Genomic DNA, 21,476 nt, shown 5'->3' with positions numbered 1-21,476 from the left:
ACTGATGGCCCTGTTTTCCTTCCGCAAACCCGCCGCTCCCGCGACATCCGGCGGCTCTCTGGAAAGCTTTCTGAAAGGCTATTCCATCGAGGTAATGCCGCGCACCGCCGAGAAGATCCCGGATTTTCGCGCGCTGCTGCCCGAGGGCACCCGCGTCTATATCGCCCATATCGAGGGCACGCCGATCGAGGAAATGGTCGCCACCGCAAAACGGATCGGCGAAGAAGGCTATACGGTGATGCCGCATTTCCCGGCCCGCATCATCAGGGATAAGGCGACGCTGGTCGACTGGATCTCGCGCTACAAAGATGTCGGCGTGCGCCAGGGGCTGATGCTCGCCGGTGGGGTCGCAAAGCCATATGGCGATTTCCACTCCTCGATGCAGCTGCTGGAAACGGGCGCCTTTGACGGGTTCGAGCGTCTCCATGTCGCGGGCCACCCCGAGGGAAATAAGGATATCGACGCCGATGGCTCGGATCGTGCGGTGATGGAGGCTGCGCGCTGGAAATCGGCCTTTGCCGAGCGGACGGATGCGAAAATGGCGATGGCGACCCAGTTCTGCTTTGACGCGGAACCGGTGATTGCCTGGGTCAACCGGCTGCAACAGGAAGGCGTGTCCCTGCCCGTCCATATCGGCATCGCGGGGCCGGCAAAGCTGCAGACCCTGATCAAATTCGCCATTGCCTGCGGCGTTGGCCCGTCTTTGAAAGTGCTGCAAAAACGCGCTCTGGATGTGACCAAACTACTCCTTCCCTATGAGCCGACCGATGTGCTTGCCGCGCTTGCCGCCCATAAGGCCGCCAATCCCGGTTTCGCGATCGAGCAGGTGCATTTCTTCCCGCTGGGCGGCATCAAAACCAATGCGGAATGGGTCACCGCCAATGGCGGCCTCGCCGGAAAACCCGCACGCGCTGCCTGAACATACTTAATCAACAGGATCAGGAATGACCCGTACCGTCATTGAATCTAAAACGAAAACCGTGATCATCGGTTTCGACGAGCCCTTTTGTGTCATCGGCGAACGGATCAACCCGACCGGGCGTAAAAAGCTCGCAGCCGAGCTTGAGGCGGGGAATTTCGACACCGTCATCCGGGATGCACTGGAACAGGTCGCCTGCGGCGCAACCGTACTCGACATCAATTCGGGCGCCGTCTTCACCAATATGATGGCGAAAGACCCGCGCTACGCCGACAATAACTTTGTCGAGCCGCCCCTGATGAAACAGCTGATTGAGATCGTGCAGCAGACCGTCGACGTGCCTTTGTGCATCGACAGTTCGGTCCCGGGCGCGCTTGAGGCCGGGCTGATGGCCTGCGAGGGCCGCCCGCTTCTGAACTCGGTCACCGGGGAAGAGGAACGGCTGGAACTCGTGCTGCCGCTGGTCAAGAAATACAATGTGCCGGTGGTGGCGATTTCGAATGACGATACCGGCATCTCGCCCGATCCGGATGTGCGCTTTGCTGTGGCGAAGAAAATCGTGGAACGTGCCGCCGATTTCGGCATTCCGGCGCATGATATCGTCGTTGACCCGCTGGTGATGCCGGTTGGTGCCATGGGCTCTGCCGGGCAGCAGGTCTTCACGCTGGTCCGCCGGTTGCGCGACGAGCTGGGTGTCAACACCACCTGCGGCGCCTCGAACATCTCGTTCGGCCTGCCGCATCGCCATGGAATCAACGGCGCCTTCCTGCCGATGGCAATCTGCGCCGGCATGACCAGCGCGATCATGAACCCGGTCCGCCAGCAGGAGATGGAAGCGATCCGTGCCGCCAATTTCCTGATGAACCATGATGCGAATGGCGGCGAATGGATCCGCTTCTCGAAAGTGATCGAGGCGGTTGAAGGCGGCCAGACCTTTTCGGAAGCTTCGGCGGCAGCCGCGACAAGCGCGGCCGGTGGCCGTCGTGGCGGGCGCCGCGCGCGCGGCTGATCCCTCGGCTTGTCAGTCCATAGCCAGGGCGCGCAGCGACTCTCTGCGCGCCTTTGGTATTCTGTCGGTCTCGATGCAGGTGAAGACATGCAGCGTGTCGAGCTGGCGGTCCACCACCGCATGATCCGAGACCTGGCCGCCAAGCGAGAGATAAAAGCGCAGCAGCGGCGGCATCCCCGCCAGCGCCGCCTTCTGATCGCTGACCGCACCGGCCAGCGCCGGATATGCCACCCGCTCTGATGCAAGCGGCCCCGGGCGCAGGCCGCCGCTCGGCACAGGCTGCGCCGCCAGCAGCGCCAGCGCCTCGCGGTGATGCTGCCAGTCGGCGCCCGGAAAAGAGGCGCAACCGAAAAGCCCCCGCACCCCCGCCTCCAGCGCGATCCGCGCCAGCGCCGCCCAGCACAGCCGCAGCGCCTCCCAGCCGGCACCTGGGGCTGCGGCAAAGCGGCCAGGCTCCAGCCAGAGCCCGCCTTCCGCAGCAAGTGGCGCAAGGTCATAGAACCGCGCCGAATAGCTGCCCGCCAGCGCCAGAGCCGGCACCAGCCCTACCCGCAATGTCGCCAGAAGCCGCCCGTCCCTGCCCTCGATCATCAGCTGCCCCGCGACCGCATCCAGCGGATCGACACCATCCGAAGGCCAGGCCTGGTGCCTCAGCGCCATCACCGCGTCGATATCGCCGGCATCACCTGCCAGCCGCGCCCGCATCCCGCCGCGCGTGATCGTGGTCATTTGTGGCGCAATGATCGCAGCCCCGCCCCTCGACATTCCCATCCCACGCCCTAGATTCGTGCTCAGACACCCATCATCTCAGGGAGAGCGATATGAGCAAGATCGTCAAATCAGATCAGGACTGGCGCGCACAGCTCTCGGATCTCGCTTATGAGGTCACCCGCCACCATGCAACCGAGCGCCCCTTCTCGCATGACGAGACGCCGGAAGGCGACGGCGTCTATACCTGCATCTGCTGCGGCGCGCCGCTGTTCACCTCAGAGGAGCGCTACGATTCGGGCTGTGGCTGGCCCGCCTTTACCGCGCCGGTTGCCGATGAAAGCATTGAGGGCTCGCGCGACACCACGCATGGCATGGTCCGTACCGAGGTCCATTGCGCACGCTGTGACGCGCATCTGGGGCATGTCTTCCCCGATGGTCCGCCGGAGCGGGGCGGATTGCGCTATTGCATCAACGGTGTGGCGCTGGACTTCGACCGCCAGGACGAATGACAGGCAAATAAAAACGGCGCCGGGCAAACCGGCGCCGTTTCCTCAATGCGTCAGATCAGTTCCGGACGAGGTCACTGGCCTGAATACGGCCCACATTGCCCAGAAGCTGGCCGATAAGGCTCACGCCCTTGATATTCGTTTCGGTCACTCGGCGCGACAATTCGATCACGCGGCCATCTTCAAGTCCGTAACGACCGATATTCTGCACCGTGCCGTTTTCCGAGAAGTTGATCGCGACGACCTGGCGTTCGATCTCTGTCGGTTCTTTAGGGCCGTAATGTTCGAACCGGCTCTGTACATAGAACCAGCCAAGGTCATTCAGCAGACCCTGGGCCGAGGGGCGACCGATTTTTGTCGCCACCGTGTCGCGGGTATCGACGCCAACCTGGACCTTTGCCAGTTCGGTATCATCGGGAACATAGCCGTGATTGCGATAGACTTTCGCACAGGCCGCGACCATGAGCAGAAGCCCCAGGGCCGCCATACGCAGCGCCATTCCAGTCCTGCCTGCCATTCCTGCCCCGTTGCTCTGCCCGAATTCTCTGCGATAAGGTCGATAACCGCCCGTCCCGGCCGGCAATACCCTCTTGCGCCCTGAGATAGCAGAAGGATCGCCCTTTGTTCAAGGCAGCACTCTCCGACCTCACCGGGACCCCACCCGGGATTGCCGGTTCGGGGTACCGGCCCGCGATCTGTGCCGCGACAGGGTCCGGGAAGATCTGATCCGAAGACCGCGCCCTGAGGACGGGCATAAGACCGCAGTAAATTCAGGCAAAGTGACACCTATGGCAGCCAAGACCCCCAATCCGCCCGCCCCCGCAGCCGCCGAAGGCCGCGACAGCACTGCACCGGTTCTGCGCGCGGCCACGCTTTCGCATCGCAAGCCCACGCGCTTTCGCTGGCGCCCGGACGCGGCGGGGCGGGCCGAACTCGCCCGGAGCCTCGATCTGCCACGAATCGACCGCTTTACCTTTGTCGGCGAGATCCTGCCGGAAGGCCGCGCTGATTTCCGTCTGGTCGCCAGGATGGAGGCCGATGTGACCCAGTCCTGTGTCGTCACCCTCGCCCCCGTCCCCGCGAAGATCGACGAAGAGGTCAGGCGCAGCTTCCTCTCAGACTGGACGCCCCCCGAGGCCGAGGAATTCGAGATCCCCGAAGGCGACAGCGAAGAAGCGCTTCCCGAAGTGCTCGACATTGCCGATGTCGCCCGCGAGGCGCTGGCGCTGGCGCTGCCGCCCTGGCCGCGCGCCGAAGGAGCAGAGCTTGGCGAGACGGTCTTTGCGCCCCCCGGAGAGACGCCCCTGACACAAGAGGCCCTGAAACCTTTTGCCGGGCTTGCGGGTCTTCTGAAAAAAGGCGACAAGCCCGATGGTGCACAGGAATCGTGATCGCAGGTCGCTGTCGGCCTTCGTGACCGGTACCAGAGAGCACATATCGGGCTAAGGTCAGGATCGCAGCGGAATAGGGGTTGAACCTCCGCCGAAAGCGAGTATTTTCCGCGCCTCATTCAAGCTGTGAAACAGCAATGGTTTTCTATTGTCCAAACGGTCCCTGTGACCCTGAGGGCATGGTCTCGCCAGCGCTGTGTCACAAGGAAAACCAGGCCCGCTGGCAACAGAAGGCCCTATAGAAATCAGGGGCTTGTCCCCGCTAGCCAAGCCCCGAGGTTGTGACATGGCCGTCCCTCAGAACCGAGTTACCAAATCCCGCCGCAACATGCGCCGCGCTCATGACGCGCTGGTTGCTGCGAATCCGAACGAATGCAACAACTGCGGCGAGCTGAAGCGCCCGCACCATGTCTGCCCGTCCTGCGGCCACTACGATTCGAAAGAAGTCGTGGCTGTGGCACGCGAAGTCGATATCGACGAAGACGCGGCATAAGCCTGCCCAGGGCAGCGGCATCCCAGCATGAAGAGCGTGAAAGACACCTCGCCTGCCGGCACTGCTGCCCGCGTTATCATATCTGCGGATGCTATGGGCGGTGACCAGGGCCCGGCGGTTTTTGTCGCCGGCCTTGCCGATTCCATCGCCCGGAATCCTGATCTCTTCGTCATCCTTCATGGCGACGAGGCGCAGCTCTCTGCCCTGGTTGCAAAGACCCCGGTCCTCGCAGGCCGGGTTGAACTGCGTCACGCGACGGAAGTGGTGACGATGGAGGACAAGCCTGCCCAGGTGATGCGCCATGGCCAGAACACCTCGATGTGGGCGGCGATTGACTGCGTCAGGAATGGCGAGGCGGGGGCCGCGGTCTCCTGCGGCAATACCGGCGCACTGATGGCGGTGTCGATGATCCGGCTGCGCAAGCTGCCGGGGATCAATCGCCCTGCGATTGCCTGCCTCTGGCCCTCGCGCAATCCCGGCGGCTTTAACGTGATGCTGGATGTCGGCGCCGATGTGAAGGCAGAGCCCTCGGATCTTTTGCAATATGCGGTGATGGGATCGGCCTATGCCTCGCTTGGTCTGTCGATCCAGCGCCCGCGTGTTGGCCTGCTGAATGTCGGCACCGAAGACCACAAGGGCCGGGCCGAGCTGAAAGAAGCCAATGAGATCCTTGCCGCCCATGCGGCTTCGGGCGGCTTCACCCATGTCGGTTTTGTCGAAGGCAATGAAATCCCCGGCGCCCGCGCTGACGTGATCGTGACCGATGGCTTTACCGGCAATGTCGCGCTGAAAACCGGCGAAGGCACCGCAAAACTGGTGGTCGAACGCCTGCGCGAAGCCTTTACCGCCGGTTTCTTCGCCAAAATCGCGGCACTGCTGGCGATGCGCTCGCTCAGACGGTTTCAGAAGAATATCGACCCGCGCCGCGTCAATGGCGGGGTCTTCCTCGGGCTGAAAGGCACCGTGGTCAAATCGCATGGCGGATCCGATGCGACCGGCATTTCGGCGGCCATCGGGCTGGCGCGGCGCCTCGCGCTCAGCGGGCTGACCGAACGGATCGCGGCCCGGCTTGCATCTATCGAAACAGCGCGTCAGGATGGTGCGTCTGAGGAAACGGGGCCAGAGGGGTCACCGGAGGGATCTTCCGGTGCAACCGGAACCGGTCCCGCGAAAGAGGGCGGTTCATCCGTATGACTTTGCGTGCAGTCGTCAGGGGCGTAGGGCATTACCTGCCCGAGCGGGTAGTTCCGAATTCCGAATTCGAAAAACTGGTCGAGACCTCTGACGAATGGATTCGCTCGCGCTCGGGGATCGAGCGCCGCCATTTCGCGGCTGAAGGTCAGATGACCTCGGATCTGGCCTGCAAAGCGGCCGAGGCCGCCCTGGCCCAGGCCGGAATGACCGCCGATGACATCGACGCGATAGTCGTCGCCACCTCGACCCCTGACCTGACCTTCCCTTCGGTTGCGACCATGGTGCAGGGCCGGCTCGGCATGACAAAGGGATTCGCCTTTGACGTGCAGGCGGTCTGCGCCGGTTTCGTCTTCGCGCTCTCGAATGCCAATGCGCTGATCGTGTCGGGCCAGGCGAAACGCGCGCTGGTGATCGGGGCCGAGACTTTCTCGCGGCTGATGGACTGGACCGATCGCGGCACCTGTGTGCTGTTCGGCGACGGCGCCGGCGCGCTGGTTCTTGAGGCCGTCGAAGGCCAGGGAGACAATGCGGATCGCGGCATCCTCGCCACTGACCTGAATTCCGACGGGCGCTTCCGCGATCTGCTTTACGTCGATGGCGGCACCTCGACCGGCACCACCGGGCATCTGCGGATGGAAGGCAAGGAAGTCTTCCGTCATGCTGTCGAGAAACTGGCCGAGACCGCACATGCCTCGCTCGACAAGCTGGGGCTGACGGGCGACGATGTCGACTGGATCGTGCCGCATCAGGCCAATATCCGCATCATCGAATCGACCGCGAAACGGATGAAGGTTCCGATGGAGCGGGTGGTCGTCACCGTGCAGGATCACGGCAATACGTCGGCCGCATCGATTCCCCTCGCCATGTCGGTCGGCCATGCGCGTGGCCAGATCAAACAGGGTGACCTGCTGGTCGCCGAGGCAATCGGCGGCGGTCTTGCCTGGGGTTCGGTCGTTCTGCGCTGGTAATTCCAGCCGGTTTTCGCCGGAAACGCGGCCTGAAGCCTGCCGCACAAGTCTTTGATATTGACAAAGCAATTCCGGACTCGCCATCCTTGCGAGGTCAATCCCGGGGGGGACCTTGAGACATGAGTGAGAAAACGCTTACACGGATGGATCTGACCGAAGCGGTGTTCCGCGAAGTCGGGCTGAGCCGCAACGAATCTGCCGACCTGGTTGAAACTGTGCTGCAGCATGTCTCTGACGCGCTGGTTGCCGGCGAGACCGTCAAGATTTCGTCTTTCGGCACCTTCTCGGTACGGGCGAAGACGGCGCGGGTCGGCCGCAACCCAAAGACCGGCGACGAGGTTCCGATCTCGCCCCGGCGGGTGCTGACCTTCCGTCCCTCGCATCTGATGAAAGATCGCGTGGCGGCCGGCTCCGGCAGCTGAAGGCCCGCCTGCCCTTGCGGCACTGTGATCTGCGGCCCGGCTGATGCCCGCCGCAGTTCCGCCTGGCAGGGCAAAGACTATCCAAAGCGGCCGGAGCGGTTCAGACGCTGCGGCCATGATGAGGCAGGAGCGTCCGATGGACAAATCTCCCGACGCCTTCCGGACCATCTCGGAAGTCGCCGAGGTGCTGGATACCCCGGCCCATGTGCTGCGCTTCTGGGAAACGCGGTTCCCGCAGATTCGCCCGGTGAAACGGGCGGGCGGACGGCGCTATTACCGCCCGTCTGATCTGGCATTGCTGGCCGGGATAAGGCGGCTTTTGCATGAAGAGGGCATGACGATCCGTGGCGTGCAGAAGATCCTGCGCGAACAGGGGGTGCGCCATGTCGCCGGCCTGACCGATGAGACCAGCGCCGAGGAAGAGGCGCTGATTTCTGCAATGTCGGTCAAAACCACCCGGCGCGGCGCCGAGGTGACCAGGCTGACCCCGCGTGAGGCCAATGAGGCCAGTATCGAAGCGCTTGAGAGCGAAGCGCATGACGCAAAGGCGCGCAATGACGGGCCTGATTCTGACACAGGTGATCTTTCCGCAGGCGAGACCACCGGAACCGTCATCGCCTTCCCCGGCGAGCCGTCCCGCGAAGCGCCCCCGGACTCCGATCTGCCGGAAACCAGCCCACAATCCACAGAGCCGCCCGTGAAAGAGCCTGCCTTGTCTGCCTTCGATCCGCGTCAGTCGATGTTCCCGGGCTTTGAACCGCCCCATGATCCGGACGAATCTCTGGTAATGACCACAGCGGAAGAGACAGAAGAGGAAGAGGCGCAGCTCCACAATCCCGATGATCTGTCTGCCCGGCCCGACGCTCAGTTTCCTGCCGGGGCCGGGGCGGATGCGGATCTGGCCGATCATGAAGAGGCGCCTTTCGCCTTTGATATCGGCCCCGAAGATGACCTCGCCGCAGAAACGGCAAGCATCACTGCCTTCCCGATTCCCGAGGCGGACCGCGTGACAGTCGCGGAAACGGATCGTCTGGCTGAACAAAGCGCGGATGCCCCCGGCGCAGCCGGGCCAGAGCACGCAGATGCACTGACCGGGAGCCCCAGCGAAACACCCGCCTTCCGCCCGCAGACACTCGCAGCACGGCTGCGGGCGCTGCCACCGGGCAGCCTGTCTGCGCGCAACGATTCCCTGCGCGCCCTTTCACGGCGGATCACCGCGCTCCGTCAGAGGCTTTCCGAAGCGCAAAAGCACGGCGGCTGAGCCCTGCCCTCTGTGGCGCCCGCGCCTGCGAAAGAGCCCGGAAGAAAATGACGAGGACGGCGCTGCTTTGTGCTTGAACCTGCGTGGGAAATCGTTATTCAGGCGCCAGTGTCGGGCCGTAGCGCAGCCTGGTTTAGCGCGTCCGTCTGGGGGGCGGGAGGTCGTGAGTTCGAATCTCACCGGCCCGACCATCGAAAAACCGCCCGCCTGCTTTTGCAGCGCGGGCGGTTTTCATTTGCGGCATACCGGGGCGGGAGTTTCGGATAAATAGCCGGACGGCAACGGATCGGACGAAAGGAAGCACAGCATGGCAAAGAGCGGCGTCCTGCCCGATCACGCAATCCGCGTATTGATGGCTGACGGGGCCATTGCAGCCACCAGCCCGATCCTTGATGCCCAGGTGCAGCCAGCGAGCCTCGACCTGCGGCTCGGGCGGTATGCCTGGCGGGTGCGGGCCTCGTTCCTCGCCGGCCGTGGCCGCCGCGTCAGCGCGCGGCTTGAGGAATTTGCGATGCATCGCATCGACCTCAGCGAAGGCGCCGTGCTGGAAAAGGGCTGCGTCTATCTGATCGAACTGGCCGAGAGCCTTGCCTTGCCCAAAGGAATCACTGCGGTCGCCAATGCCAAAAGCTCGACCGGGCGGCTGGATCTGCTGACCCGCACCATCACCGATGGCGGCACCGAATTTGACCGGATCCCCGAAGCTTACAGCGGCCCGCTTTATGCCGAGGTCTGCCCACGCTCTTTTTCGGTCCTTGTGCGCGAGGGCCAGCGCCTGAACCAGATCCGGTTTCGTGCGGGCGAAGCCCGCCTCTCGGATGCCGATCTTGCGAAGCTGCATCAGGAGGTGCCGCTGGTCGATGGCACACCGGTGATTTCCGAAGGCCTCGGCTTTTCCGTCGACCTGCGCCCGACCGAGGGCACCCTGGCCGGTTACCGCGCCAAGCCCCATACCGGGGTGATCGACCTGGACCGCATTGCCCATTACCCGGCGCGCGATTTCTGGGAAGAGGTCCATAGCGAAGACGGCAGTATTATCCTCGACCCCGGCGCGTTTTATATCCTCGTCTCGCGCGAGGCCGTGACGATCCCGCCCGATCATGCCGCCGAAATGGCGCCCTACCTGGCGATGGTGGGCGAGTTCCGCGTGCATTATGCGGGCTTTTTCGACCCCGGTTTCGGCCATGCTGCCGCCGGGGGCCATGGCTCGCGTGGCGTGCTGGAAGTCCGCTGCCACGAGGCCCCCTTCGTGCTGGAACATGGCCAGGTGGTGGGGCGGCTGGTTTATGAGCGGATGTCGTCGCCGCCCGGTCGGATCTACGGTGCCGATCTGAAATCGAACTACCAGGGTCAGGGCCTGAAACTGGCGAAACAGTTCCGCTGACGGGGCCACCCTGCCCCCATTCCCCGCTTGCGATTCTCCGGCGTCGGACCTATGGCAAAGCCATGACCCAGCCCCAACGCCTCCTCATCATCGATTTCGGTTCGCAAGTCACCCAGCTGATCGCGCGGCGCCTGCGCGAGCTGAATGTCTATTGCGAAATCCACCCCTATCAGCGCGTCTCTGACGCCTTTCTGACAGAATTCGCGCCCCAGGCGGTGATCCTGTCGGGCGGGCCGGATTCGGTGACCCGTGAGGGCAGCCCCCGCGCGCCGGAAAGCCTGTGGACTGCCGGCGTGCCGGTCCTGGGCATCTGTTACGGCCAGCAGACCATGATGCAACAGCTGGGCGGCCTGGTGGAATCGGGCCATGGCACCGCTGAATTCGGCCGCGCCTTTGTGACCCGCAAAGGCGCCGATCTCGAGATTCTCGACGGCTGGTTCCAGGCCGGTGACGAACAGGTCTGGATGAGCCATGGTGACCATGTGTCGCAGATCGCTCCGGGCTTTGAGGTCTATGGCACCTCGCCCAATGCGCCTTTTGCGATCACCGCCGACCCCTCGCGCCGCTTCTATGCCGTGCAGTTCCATCCCGAAGTGCATCACACCCCCAAGGGCGCAAAGCTATACGAGAATTTCGTGCGGCTTGCGGGCTTTACCGGCGACTGGACCATGGCCGGCTACCGCGAGGAAGCCATCGCGAAGATCCGCGAACAGGTCGGCGACAAACAGGTGATCTGCGGGTTGTCGGGCGGCGTTGACAGCTCTGTCGCGGCGATCCTGATCCATGAGGCTATCGGCGACCAGCTGACCTGCGTCTTTGTCGATCACGGCCTCCTGCGGAAAAACGAGGCGGCGGAAGTCGTTAAAATGTTCCGCGACAATTACAAGATCAGGCTGATCGCGGCGGATGAATCCGACCTCTTCCTCGGCGAGCTTGAAGGCGTTTCCGACCCGGAAACCAAGCGCAAGATTATCGGCAGGCTCTTCATCGACGTGTTCCAGAAATACGCGAACCAGATCGAGGGTGCCGAGTTCCTCGCCCAGGGCACCCTCTATCCCGATGTGATTGAATCGGTCTCTTTCAGCGGCGGGCCTTCGGTCACGATCAAATCGCACCATAATGTCGGCGGTCTGCCGGAAAAGATGGGCCTGAAACTGGTCGAGCCGCTGCGCGAGCTCTTCAAGGACGAGGTCCGTGCCCTTGGCCGCGAGCTTGGCCTGCCGGCGTCCTTCATCGGCCGCCACCCCTTCCCCGGCCCGGGCCTTGCGATCCGCTGCCCTGGTGAGATCACCCGCGAGAAACTCGCCATCCTGCGCGAGGCCGATGCGGTCTATATCGACCAGATCCGCAAACACGGGCTCTATGACGAGATTTGGCAGGCTTTCGCGGCGATCCTGCCGATGAAAACCGTGGGCGTGATGGGTGACGGGCGCACCTATGATTTCGCGGTCTCAATCCGCGCGGTGACGAGCGTAGACGGCATGACCGCCGACACATACCCCTTCACCCATGAGTTCCTCGGTGAAACCATGACGCGGATCATCAACGAGGTGAAAGGCGTCAACCGGGTGTTCTACGACCTGACATCGAAACCGCCGGGCACCATCGAACTGGAATGATTCAGGCCCAACCGAACGCCGCCGAAACTAAGCTATTGCACGACGTAAGCCACTGAAAATTAAAATTATTTCATCCTGTTTCGATCGGCAGCTATCGGTGGGTAGAGTTTGGCGTTAGCGGTCCGCCTGACGGACCTCGGGCATATTGCTTAGCCGCATTTTTGAAAGTACCGTCACGGGCAATGAGGCTTGTGACGGTACTTTTATCTCTTTAACACATTGAAATTAATGGAGAAAACGTGTCGCAAAGCCTCGAATTCGTGCTGACGGTACTTTTCAGGAGGCAGTAGAGATGCTGACAGATGCCGCCACTAAGGCATTGAAAAAAGAGAAAATTTACAAAGTCGCCGACCGCGACGGCATGTATGCTCGCGTCATGCCAAGCGGCGCGATCTCGTTTCGACTAGACTACCGGCTCAACGGCCGTCGGGAGACTGTCTATCTGGGCAGGTATGGGCGCGATGGTATCTCGCTTGCCCGGGCTCGAGAGAAGTGCATCGATGCGAGGCGCGCAGTAGCAGAAGGACGATTGCCTGCGATCGAGAAGCAGCGCGACAAGCGCCGATTGAAAGAAGCGAAGAGTTTTGGAGAGTTCGGGGAGAAGTGGCTCACGTTAGCGCCGATGGCGGACAGCACGCGTGCCATGCGGCGTTCCATTTTCGAACGGGAGCTTTTACCCGTCTGGCGCAATCGTCTCGGCTCCCTGACGACGATGCGGTGATCTAAGACAGGAAGGTGGCCCTGAGAAAACGATAACTGCGCCTCTCGCATGTGCGGATCTCGGTCGATTGTGACGCCCCGCATCACCCGGTCGATGCGGGTTTATCAGCGAGACCAGGCCCGGCATCGCCCTGACGCTGTCCCGCATGATCGAACCACCAGCACATCATATCGGACGGGGCGCGGTGCGGGTCGTGTACGGACCCGGTGGACAGACGCTCTGCCCGCTCACAGGTCAGCCCGGCGATCAGCATGGTACCGGTCGCACCATGCCCAAGATGCGCCGAGATGACCCGGTCGATCAGCCAGGGGTTCAGCTCGCTTTCATCTGCGCAATCCGGATTGGCGATGATCTCGGCCAGCCGATCGCGTTTCGCATTTTCACTGGCGATGATCCGCGCGACCTCGCTGCGAAAGGCGGGCTCGGTGGCGATATAGGCGTCCAGCGCCGGAAGCAATTTCTGCGCAGGTTTCTTCAGCCTGAGATGGCCACCGGTATAAAGCGCCTTCAGAACCTTTGCCCCGACAGGCGAAGTCATCGCAACATGGGCATCCAGAAAGGCCAGCTCTTTGTCATCGGCGTGCAGCCGCGTTGACAGGGGCCGCCCGTCGAGCACCGCCCTTCGCAGCATCGCCAGTGCCGGTGTGCGATGGATGTTCGGGATCATGTCGATCACCGAAAGGGCAGGTTTCATAAGCGCCCGGATTTCCCAAAGCATGATCGGCTCCCCTTCTTGATCGCGAGACCGCTATGTAGCGCGTTCAGGCGGACCAGGTCCACCCGGGCCACAGCGCATCAGCCCGAGGGGCGCCCTAAACGGGCGATAAGCTGCAAATATCTGACCGCGCCGGATCGGGAGGAAAAACATGCCGGGTCTGCAATGCGAGGCTTGCAATGGTCCCGGGTGACAGACATGCAGGCAGGTGTGAAACATGTCTCAGATCAGATCCCGCCCGCCCTGAGCGGCCCTGCCCTGAGTGGCCCAGGCCTGAGCGATCCGGCACTGGCTGCTCTCGGCTGGTCTGCCTTCTTTTCTGATCAGCTCGGCGAGGCGGATGCAGGGCTGGTGCCGATGCGGGTTGCGACCGTCCACCGCGCCAGGATGACGGCGCAATCTGTCGCGGGCCCTGTCCGGCTTACCCTGCCGCCCCGCGCCAATACCGCAGATTATGCGGTGGGCGACTGGATCCTGACCGATGGCGAAAGCGGGATGCTGGTGCGCAGGCTTGACCGGCAGACCCTTCTGCAACGGCGCAGCGACGGTGGCGGCGCGCCCCAGCTGATCGCCGCGAATGTCGACACCCTGTTCATCGTCACCTCCTGCAATGACGATTTCAGCCCGGCGCGGCTGGAACGCTATCTTGCCGTCGCGAATGAGGCCGGAACCACACCGGTCATCGTGTTGTCCAAGGCCGATAAGATCGCGGATCCGGGCGCGTTTCGCGATCAGGCTGTCGCATTGCAGCGCGGATTGCAGGCGGTCTGGCTGGATGCAACATCGCCCGATGCGGCCCGGGTGCTGGCGCCATGGCTTGGCACCGGTCAGACGGTGGCCCTGGTCGGATCGTCGGGGGTGGGTAAGTCATCCCTGCTGAACACGCTTGCGGAAAAAACCGGCGAGGATGCGCAGCTGACGGGCAGCATCCGCGAGGATGACGCAAAGGGGCGGCACACCACGACTTCGCGCTCGCTGCATGCGATTGCCGGCGGGGCGATGGTGATCGACACGCCCGGCATCCGGTCGCTTTATGTCAGCGATCTGTCCAGCGGACTGGATCAGCTGTTTGCCGAAATCGCAGAGCTTACCCCCGAATGCCGCTTTCGCGACTGCACCCACGGCCATGAGCCGGGTTGCGCGGTGCAGGCCGCCGTCAAAGCCGGAACGCTCGACCCCGCCCGACTGGATCGCTGGCGCAAGCTGCATGAAGAGAACCTCGCGAATACCCCGATTCTGACCGGCCCGCGCGGCAACAAAACCACGCGCCCGGGCGGCAAGCGCCGCTGAACCCCCCGCCGGCCGGCGCAGACCCCAGGCGCGCAAGAGGCTGAACTGGCCCACCAGCACCGCGCCGCTTACGGAGAGGCTGATCTGCCAGAGGTTCTGCCAGCACAGTCATCGGAAATGACGGGCCTTCGACAAGAAAGTCAGGGGCGGGAGAGGTCATTGGCTTGGTCTGTTTCCGGAGCCAAAGACAGCGCAGGGCATACCACCGGCCTGCCGGTTCACGCGCCGGCAAAAGCAGGGATCTGAGCGCCGGTCATAATGGCATGACCCGCCCTGATCCGGAGCCTAATCCGTCAGTTCAGTGTTTCACGCGATCATTTCGGACAGGGATTGTGAAATGGTGCCCCCAGAGAGATTTGAACTCCCGACCTTCGGTTTACAAAACCGCTGCACTACCGCTGTGCTATAGGGGCCACAGGGCGATGATGTAGCAACTCCCGCCCGCCGGTGCAAGACGGAGCGCTGTCTGCAAACTGGCGGTTTAAGCCGAATCTGGTCGATGGGTGCAGTTTGCCGGAGACGACGCGCCCTCCGCTGGTCGCAGTGGTCTGCGCAAGCGCCGCGCGGGCCAGCACCGATGCGCCTACCGGGGGGAACAGTGGTCGGCTCTGCGCTGGCGTCCTGACGGCGCAACGACCGGCTTGCCGCAGCAGAGGCGCCCCTTCCGCCTCCCCTGTTGCGCCGCCGGATCCGGCCGGCCGGGTCGGGTTTCGGGTTTTGGCCGATGTGACCTGTGGAGATTGATCGGGAAGCATGGCCCGGCGCATTTTGGGGCAATTCCTCACAAACGCCTTAAGACAAACGCATTTGCCACAAGCTGTCGTGCTGTATATGGGAGAAAGCAGGCCGTCCGACTGGCGCGGGCGGCGAGGATGGCAGCGGGAGCCCCGATCCGAATCATGCGCATTGTCTACCACCTGGGTGCGCACTGCACCGATGAGGAGCGGCTTATCCGTTGCCTGCTGAAGAATCGGTCGGTTCTGGCGGAACAGGGGATTCATGTGCCGGCGCCGACGCGCTACCGGCGGCTCCTGCGCGATACGGCGGTGCAGCTGCGCGGCGCACCGGCCAGCGTCGAGACCCAGGCGCTGGTGATCGGACAGATCATGGATGATGACACGGCCGGGCGGCTGATCCTCAGCTGGGACAGTTTCCTTGCCTTTCCGCAATGGGCGCTGCGCGGCCGGCTTTATGGTTTTGCCGGGGAACGCATTCGGGCCTTTACCCAGATCTTCCCTCATATCGAGGCCGAGTTCTTTCTCGCCATCCGCAATCCCGCCACCTGGCTGCCCGCGCTTTACGAAAAGCAAAGGAACAGCCGCAGCTATGAGGAATTCGTCGAGGGCACCGATATCAGCCAGCTGCGCTGGTCGGATGTGATCAGCCAGATCATCGCCGAAAACCCCGGGGCGCCGCTGACAATCTGGTGCGACGAAGACACGCCGCTGATCTGGCCGGAAGTGTTGCAGGCGGTGGGTAGCTTCAGCGATGACACCCGGCTGGAGGAGACTGACGAGCTTTTGTCGATAATCATGGCCGGGGACGGTCTGACACGGCTGCGCAATTATCTCGCAAGCCACCCGCCGGCTTCGGTCAGCCAGCGCCGCCGGGTGGTTTCGGCCTTTCTCGACAAATTCGCGATGTCCGAGCGGATCAATATGGAGTTCGCCCTGCCCGGCTGGACGCAGGAAACGGTCGACCGGCTCACCCGGACCTATCTCGAAGATATCGAAGTGATCCGCGACATGCCCGGCGTCACGCTGATCAGCCCCTGAGCGGACGCGCCTGGGCCAGGCCCGGCCATCTCTTGCCCGATCAAAGCAGACCGTCGGCAATCGGGTGCCGGTGTCACAGCGCAAGCCAGCCGCAGGCTTGACCGGGGCGACACCTGCAGCGCCAGATCTGGGACACTGCTCTCCCTTTACTCCGGGGGAGCGACGGACGTATATTTGCACCCCCTGACAGAGGGATAGTGGAGCGCGATGAGGCAAATGAGGCAATCCAGGGCCAGATCCGAGGGCCGGACGGCGACCCGCCTCCAGGGCCTCAGCTCTGATAGTCCTGATCCGGGATTTGATGGTTCAGCTCCATGCCGCAATCCTTCCGCTCACCGCTCTGGCATCCTGGGCCGTTCAGGCGGGGCGGCACTTCTCTGGGTACTCACAGTGATCGCAGCCGGGCCATCGGTTGCCGCCGCGCCCTGGCCTTTCGAAGGGGTCTGGGATTGCGAGGTAGGGACTTTCACCTTTACCGGCAGCGATTATGACAGCGGTGAAGCGCCGATGCCCATTGTCGATATCGCCCCCGAGGGCGATACATTCACCCTGACCTTCGAGGATGATTACCAGCTCTCGCTGGCGATGAACCCCGATGGTACAATGACCTGGTTTTCTCCGGTCAGTGGTGACAGCTTTCTGTGCCGCCGCACGCCTTAGCGGCCTCTCCCGGATCCTGCGGCACAAAAGCGCCGCGCCGCATTTGCCGGAGGAGCGCTTTTCTTCCCCGCGCCGCACCGCTATTCCTTGCAGGGAACCGACCAAAGCAGGGAGTGCAAGATGAGTTCGGAAATCAAACGCTATGGCGTGGGCGCGCGTATGTCCGAGGGCGTGTCTTACAATGGCATCATCTGGCTCGCGGGCCAGGTCGGGAACCCCGGCGACTCGGTTGCGGATCAGACCCGCACCTGCCTTGCCGAAGTGGACCGGATCCTTGCGGCTGCAGGCACTGACAAGACCCGTATCCTGTCGACCCAGATCTGGCTCGCCGATATGGTGGATTTCGCCGAGATGAATGCGGTCTGGGATGCCTGGGTGCCGCAGGGCAATACCCCGGCGCGCGCCACCGGCGAGGCCAAGCTCGCAACGCCGGATTACCGCGTCGAGGTCATCGTGACCGCTGCGCTGAAGTGAGTTAAAAAGGAAGGGGGGCTGTCTGCCCCCCTTCACCCCCCGAGGATATTTGGGGACAGATGAATATGGCTCAGGTTTTCAGGAAGGCCACGAGGCTGGCGGTGGAGCCGTCTTTGCCCTCGGTGGTTTCTTTGCCTTCGAGCACCGGTTGCAGCGCAAGGGCGAGTTCCTTGCCGAGCTCGACCCCCCATTGATCATAGGAATTGATCCCGAGGATCACGCCTTCGACAAAGACGCGATGTTCATAGAGCGCGATGATCTGGCCGAGGACGAAAGGAGTGAGCCTGTCATAGGCGAGCGTTGTCGTCGGACGGTTGCCGGGGAAGACACGATGGCGGGCCTGGCGTTCCAGCTCGTCCCCGGTCAGGCCTTTTTTCGCCATGATGGCGCGGGCCTCGTCGAGGGAGCGGCCGCGCAGCAGCGCCTCGGATTGCGCGAGGCAATTGGCGACGAGCAGCAGGTGCTGATGCGCGAGGTCCGGCTCATGGCCGTGGCGGCCGACGAGGAATTCGCAGGGGATGACGCGGGTGCCCTGGTGGATCAGCTGGTAAAAGGCGTGCTGGCCATTGGTGCCGGGCTCGCCCCAGACCACGGGGCCGGAGTTGATGCTCAGCGAAGAACCATCCAGCGCCACCGATTTGCCATTTGATTCCATCTCGAGCTGCTGGAGATAGGCCGGCAGCCGCGAGAGGCGTTGTTCATAGGGCAGCACGGCGCGGGTGGCATAGTCGCAGAGCTGGTTGTGCCAGATGCCCACCAGCGCCAGCAGCACCGGGATATTGTCGGCGAAGGGGGTTTCGAGGAAGTGATTGTCCATCGCGCGGCCGCCGGCAAGGAACTGATCGAAATCCTCAGGCCCGATTGCCAGCATCAGCGCGAGGCCGATCGGCCCCCACATCGAATAACGCCCGCCAACCCAGTCCTCGAAACCGAACACACGTTCGGGCGCAATGCCATAAGCGGCGGTTTTATCACCAGCGGTCGAAACGGCGGCAAATTGCGCGGCCGGGTCTTTGACCACGCGGCCCATCCAGGCCTTTGCGGTATCCGCATTGGTCATGGTCTCGATGGTGGTGAAGGTCTTGGAGGCGACGATCACAAGCGTGGTTTCCGGGTTCAGCCCGGCCAGCGTGTCATGGATATGCGCGCCATCTACGTTCGAGACGAAATGCGTGCGCGGCCCGTCAGCATTGGGGACCAGCGCCAGCGCGGCCATGGCCGGGCCGAGGTCAGAGCCGCCGATGCCGATATTGACGACATCGGTGATCTTGCCGCCCTGCCCCTGAAAGGCCCCCGAGCGCAGCGCGTTGGCGAATGCCGCCATACGTTTGCGGGTTGCGGTGATTTCGGGGATCACATCCTGGCCGTCGACCAGGATCCGGTGTTCCTCGCCGGCACGCAGCGCGACATGGAGCACCGCCCTGCCCTCGGTCTCATTGATCTTCTTGCCGGAAAACATCGCGGCGCGCCTGTCGGCGACGCCCGAAGCCGTGGCCAGCGCCAGCAGGAGATCGCGGCCCCCGGCGTCGATATTGGTCTTTGACCAGTCGAACAAAAGCCCGTCGGACTCCGCAGAAAAGCCAGCCGCCCGCGCCGGATCCGCATCGAACAATGAGAGGATCCGGCGCTCTGCCACTTTCGCATGATGCGCTTTCAGCGCCTGCCACTTATCCATTTTTTGCCCTTCCGGTCTTTGCGTCATTCGGCCCAATGCACCTCGGCGTGATCCAGCACAGCCCGGACCGGCGCCTCGGTTGCAGGCAGGCCTGCCGCCTTTTCAATCGCTTCCCGCTTTGCCTCGCCGGTGATCAGCACATGGATATGCATGGCTGCGCTCAGAACCGGCGCGGTCAGGGTGACGCGGGGTTCCACCGCCGCATCCGAGCGCATCGGCATCAGCAAAGGCGCATCCGGGGCCAGAGCCTCGGCCAGACGGTCGGCACCCGGGAAAAGTGATGCAGTATGCATATCGCTCCCCATGCCGAGAAGCAGCACCGAGATCGGCAGAGCCGGCGCGAGAGTGGCCTCCAGCGCGGGAATGCCCTCTTCCGGCGTGTCGGTCGCGGTGTAAAGCGGGATCAGTTTCGCCCTGGCGGCGCGGCCCTGCAGCAGGCGTTCGCGCAAAAGCCTGGTGTTGGAGCGGTCAGAATGTTCGGGCACCCAGCGTTCGTCATTCAGGACAACCGAGATCAGCCCCCAGTCGAGATCAACGCCCGAGAGGATATCAAAGACCGGCCCCGGCGTGGTGCCGCCCGGCACCGAAAATGTCGCGCGGCCGTCGCGCCGGATGAATTCCCCCAGCTGCGAGGCGATACGGTCCGCGAGTTGCAGATGCAGGAAATCGCGGTCGGGATAGGCGTTGAAATTCATGCCCCCATCCCCCGCCAGCGCCGCCCGTCCCGATGCATCAGCATCAGCGCATCCTCCGGACCTGAAGTGCCGGGATCATAGGTCTGGGGCCGGTCGCCGCGCGTCTCCCAGCCCTGGATGATCGGATCGGTCCAGGCCCAGGCGGCCTCGACCTCATCGCCGCGCATGAAGAGGGTCTGATTGCCACGGATCACATCCATGACCAGCCGTTCATAGGCGTCAGGCACGTCTTCGAGGCTGTCTTTCAGCGCATCGGCAAAGGACATATCCAGCGGTACCTGGGTCAGGCGCATACCGCCCGGCCCCGGCTCTTTGATCATCACCTTGAGGTTCATCCCCTCATCGGGCTGCAGCCGGATCACCAGCACATTGTCGCGCCAGCCGGCGTGATCGTCGAAGATCGAATGCGGCGGCTCTTTAAAAGTGATGGCAATCTCGCTTTCGCGCGCCCGCAGGCGCTTGCCGGTGCGCAGGTAAAAGGGTGTCCCCTTCCAGCGCCAGTTCGAGATATTCACCTTGAGCGCGATATAGCTTTCGGTGCGGCTTGCCGGGTTTTCCGCATGTTCCAGATAGCCCGCCTCGCCGCCACCGGCGAGATACTGGCCGCGCACGATATCTTCGGGCAGCACCGGATCCAGCGCGCGGATCACCTTGAGCTTTTCATCACGCACCGCGTCAGGATCGAAATGATAGGGCGGCTCCATCGCGATCAGGCACAAAAGCTGCATGATATGGTTTTGCACCATATCGCGCATCGCGCCGGATGTGTCGTAATAGGCGCCGCGCCCGTCCACGCTGACGGTTTCCGCCACCGTGATCTGCACATGATCGACATATTCCGACTTCCACAGGGGCTCGAACAGAATATTGGCAAAGCGCACCGCCATCAGATTCTGCACGGTTTCCTTGCCAAGGTAATGATCGATCCGGTAGATCTGGCGTTCCTCGAAATGCCGGGCCAGCGCGGCGTTCAGCGCTTTGGCCGATGCGAGATCACGGCCGAAGGGTTTTTCCACCACGATCCGCGCATCTGGGCCCGCGATGTCATTGCTGGTCAGACGTTCGGCAATCGCGCCAAAGAGCGAGGGCGCCACCGAGAAATAGAAGGCCTGAACCACATCGGGGCGGATCAGCGCCTTGAGATCCTTCCAGCCGCGTTCGCCCGTCGCATCGATCGCGACATAGCCAAGCCGGTCCAGAAACCCCCTGATCGCCGCCTCGTCGCGTTTCGCCTCGGGGACGAATTCGGCTATGGCACCGGCGACGAAATCGCGAAACTCTGCCTCGGTCAGATCGGCGCGCGCGGCACCGATCACGCGGGCCTCGGGCAGGATCTGCCCCGCCAGCCAGCGCAGATAAAGGCCAGGAAGGATCTTCCTGCGGGCAAGGTCACCCGTACCACCGAAGATCACAAGATCGAAAATCTCGACCGGAATGACGCGCGAAGCCATGGAATCCCTGTCTTTACTGATCACGGTCCGGTGCGGTTGCCATCACGGCTTCGCAGGACCGTTAGCGCTAACGATACGATGCCAGCCTTCTATCGGCCCGACAATGCCATGTCTAGCACCGGATTGGGCTCTGGCAAATGCCG

General features: G+C 63.0%; 22 protein-coding genes and 2 tRNA genes. 17 read left to right on the top strand and 7 right to left on the bottom strand.

From position 1 onward, the window contains the following. The first annotated feature begins 4 nt into the window (after positions 1–4). Complete coding sequence (locus M3484_RS00655) at positions 5–919, top strand: methylenetetrahydrofolate reductase (RefSeq protein WP_249495337.1); 915 nt, start codon at positions 5–7, stop codon at positions 917–919. A gap of 25 nt (positions 920–944) precedes the next feature. Beyond that, entirely contained in the window at positions 945–1,928 is a 984-nt protein-coding gene (locus M3484_RS00650) for a methyltetrahydrofolate cobalamin methyltransferase (RefSeq protein WP_092896998.1), read from the top strand. A gap of 12 nt (positions 1,929–1,940) precedes the next feature. Here the strand turns inward: M3484_RS00650 and M3484_RS00645 are convergent, their stop codons facing one another. Further along, positions 1,941–2,657 carry a hypothetical protein gene (locus tag M3484_RS00645; protein ID WP_249495336.1) on the bottom strand — a complete coding sequence of 239 codons (717 nt, stop codon included), beginning with the start codon at positions 2,655–2,657 and terminating at the stop codon, positions 1,941–1,943. 92 nt (positions 2,658–2,749) lie between these two features. On the opposite strand from M3484_RS00645, the gene msrB reads away from it, so the two are divergent. Beyond that, positions 2,750–3,148, top strand: a complete 399-nt coding sequence (gene msrB / locus M3484_RS00640; RefSeq protein WP_249495335.1) for a peptide-methionine (R)-S-oxide reductase MsrB — start codon at positions 2,750–2,752, stop codon at positions 3,146–3,148. 55 nt (positions 3,149–3,203) lie between these two features. Here msrB and M3484_RS00635 read toward each other — a convergent pair whose 3' ends face one another. Then, positions 3,204–3,662 carry an outer membrane protein assembly factor BamE gene (locus tag M3484_RS00635; protein WP_249495334.1) on the bottom strand — a complete coding sequence of 153 codons (459 nt, stop codon included), beginning with the start codon at positions 3,660–3,662 and terminating at the stop codon, positions 3,204–3,206. Between the two features lie 271 nt (positions 3,663–3,933). On the opposite strand from M3484_RS00635, the gene M3484_RS00630 reads away from it, so the two are divergent. From M3484_RS00630 to M3484_RS00585, 10 genes are all read left to right on the top strand, one after another. Next, the gene (locus tag M3484_RS00630) at positions 3,934–4,536 is read left to right on the top strand and encodes a YceD family protein (protein ID WP_249495333.1); all 603 of its coding nucleotides are present in this window, start codon (positions 3,934–3,936) and stop codon (positions 4,534–4,536) included. A 286-nt stretch (positions 4,537–4,822) separates the two neighbouring features. Further along, positions 4,823–5,029, top strand: coding sequence for a 50S ribosomal protein L32 (rpmF, locus tag M3484_RS00625; protein WP_092896987.1), 207 nt, complete (start codon positions 4,823–4,825; stop codon positions 5,027–5,029). A 27-nt stretch (positions 5,030–5,056) separates the two neighbouring features. After that, positions 5,057–6,223, top strand: a complete 1,167-nt coding sequence (plsX, locus tag M3484_RS00620) for a phosphate acyltransferase PlsX (protein WP_249495332.1) — start codon at positions 5,057–5,059, stop codon at positions 6,221–6,223. Beyond that, positions 6,220–7,191: a beta-ketoacyl-ACP synthase III gene (locus tag M3484_RS00615; RefSeq protein WP_092896982.1), complete on the top strand. Its 972-nt coding sequence runs from the start codon at positions 6,220–6,222 to the stop codon at positions 7,189–7,191. The genes plsX and M3484_RS00615 overlap by 4 nt, the downstream gene beginning before the upstream one ends. A 119-nt stretch (positions 7,192–7,310) precedes the next feature. Next, positions 7,311–7,613 carry an integration host factor subunit alpha gene (gene ihfA, locus M3484_RS00610; RefSeq protein WP_092896980.1) on the top strand — a complete coding sequence of 101 codons (303 nt, stop codon included), beginning with the start codon at positions 7,311–7,313 and terminating at the stop codon, positions 7,611–7,613. 136 nt (positions 7,614–7,749) lie between these two features. Beyond that, positions 7,750–8,874 (top strand): MerR family transcriptional regulator, encoded by a 1,125-nt coding sequence (locus tag M3484_RS00605; protein WP_249495331.1) that lies wholly within the window; start codon positions 7,750–7,752, stop codon positions 8,872–8,874. A 112-nt stretch (positions 8,875–8,986) separates the two neighbouring features. After that, a tRNA-Pro gene (locus tag M3484_RS00600) sits at positions 8,987–9,065 on the top strand. A 116-nt stretch (positions 9,066–9,181) separates the two neighbouring features. Further along, positions 9,182–10,258, top strand: coding sequence for a 2'-deoxycytidine 5'-triphosphate deaminase (locus M3484_RS00595; protein ID WP_249495330.1), 1,077 nt, complete (start codon positions 9,182–9,184; stop codon positions 10,256–10,258). 62 nt (positions 10,259–10,320) lie between these two features. Continuing rightward, the gene (gene guaA, locus M3484_RS00590; RefSeq protein ID WP_249495329.1) at positions 10,321–11,877 is read left to right on the top strand and encodes a glutamine-hydrolyzing GMP synthase; all 1,557 of its coding nucleotides are present in this window, start codon (positions 10,321–10,323) and stop codon (positions 11,875–11,877) included. A 292-nt stretch (positions 11,878–12,169) separates the two neighbouring features. After that, the gene (locus M3484_RS00585; protein WP_249495328.1) at positions 12,170–12,598 is read left to right on the top strand and encodes an Arm DNA-binding domain-containing protein; all 429 of its coding nucleotides are present in this window, start codon (positions 12,170–12,172) and stop codon (positions 12,596–12,598) included. Between the two features lie 82 nt (positions 12,599–12,680). On the opposite strand, the gene M3484_RS00580 is transcribed toward M3484_RS00585, so the two are convergent. After that, on the bottom strand, positions 12,681–13,316 hold the full coding sequence (locus M3484_RS00580; RefSeq protein WP_249495327.1) for a hypothetical protein: 636 nt from the start codon (positions 13,314–13,316) through the stop codon (positions 12,681–12,683). Between the two features lie 195 nt (positions 13,317–13,511). Between M3484_RS00580 and rsgA the strand changes: the two genes are divergently transcribed. After that, positions 13,512–14,603 carry a ribosome small subunit-dependent GTPase A gene (rsgA, locus tag M3484_RS00575; RefSeq protein WP_249495326.1) on the top strand — a complete coding sequence of 364 codons (1,092 nt, stop codon included), beginning with the start codon at positions 13,512–13,514 and terminating at the stop codon, positions 14,601–14,603. Positions 14,604–14,941: 338 nt separating this feature from the next. On the opposite strand, the gene M3484_RS00570 is transcribed toward rsgA, so the two are convergent. Next, positions 14,942–15,016 (bottom strand) — tRNA-Thr (locus tag M3484_RS00570). 588 nt (positions 15,017–15,604) lie between these two features. Here M3484_RS00570 and M3484_RS00565 point away from each other — a divergent pair. The 3 genes from M3484_RS00565 to M3484_RS00555 all read left to right on the top strand — a co-directional run bounded on the left by M3484_RS00565 (position 15,605) and on the right by M3484_RS00555 (position 17,512). Next, positions 15,605–16,378: a hypothetical protein gene (locus M3484_RS00565; protein ID WP_249495325.1), complete on the top strand. Its 774-nt coding sequence runs from the start codon at positions 15,605–15,607 to the stop codon at positions 16,376–16,378. Between the two features lie 390 nt (positions 16,379–16,768). After that, a complete protein-coding gene (locus M3484_RS00560; protein ID WP_249495324.1) occupies positions 16,769–17,038 on the top strand; it encodes a hypothetical protein in 270 nt (89 codons plus the stop codon). 120 nt (positions 17,039–17,158) lie between these two features. Next, the gene (locus M3484_RS00555) at positions 17,159–17,512 is read left to right on the top strand and encodes a RidA family protein (protein ID WP_092896957.1); all 354 of its coding nucleotides are present in this window, start codon (positions 17,159–17,161) and stop codon (positions 17,510–17,512) included. 70 nt (positions 17,513–17,582) lie between these two features. On the opposite strand, the gene pgi is transcribed toward M3484_RS00555, so the two are convergent. From pgi to zwf, 3 genes are read right to left on the bottom strand one after another with little or no spacing between them, the layout of a single operon-like run. Continuing rightward, positions 17,583–19,187: a glucose-6-phosphate isomerase gene (pgi, locus tag M3484_RS00550; protein ID WP_249495323.1), complete on the bottom strand. Its 1,605-nt coding sequence runs from the start codon at positions 19,185–19,187 to the stop codon at positions 17,583–17,585. Positions 19,188–19,210: 23 nt separating this feature from the next. Next, positions 19,211–19,882, bottom strand: coding sequence for a 6-phosphogluconolactonase (gene pgl, locus M3484_RS00545; protein WP_249495322.1), 672 nt, complete (start codon positions 19,880–19,882; stop codon positions 19,211–19,213). After that, positions 19,879–21,333 (bottom strand): glucose-6-phosphate dehydrogenase, encoded by a 1,455-nt coding sequence (gene zwf, locus M3484_RS00540; protein ID WP_092896948.1) that lies wholly within the window; start codon positions 21,331–21,333, stop codon positions 19,879–19,881. The genes pgl and zwf overlap by 4 nt, the downstream gene beginning before the upstream one ends. Positions 21,334–21,476: the final 143 nt, after the last annotated feature.

This window comes from Pseudomonas sp. GX19020 (assembly GCF_023371075.1).
Classification (GTDB): Bacteria; Pseudomonadota; Alphaproteobacteria; order Rhodobacterales; family Rhodobacteraceae; genus Pseudogemmobacter.
This window is presented reverse-complemented; position numbering and strand designations above follow the sequence as displayed.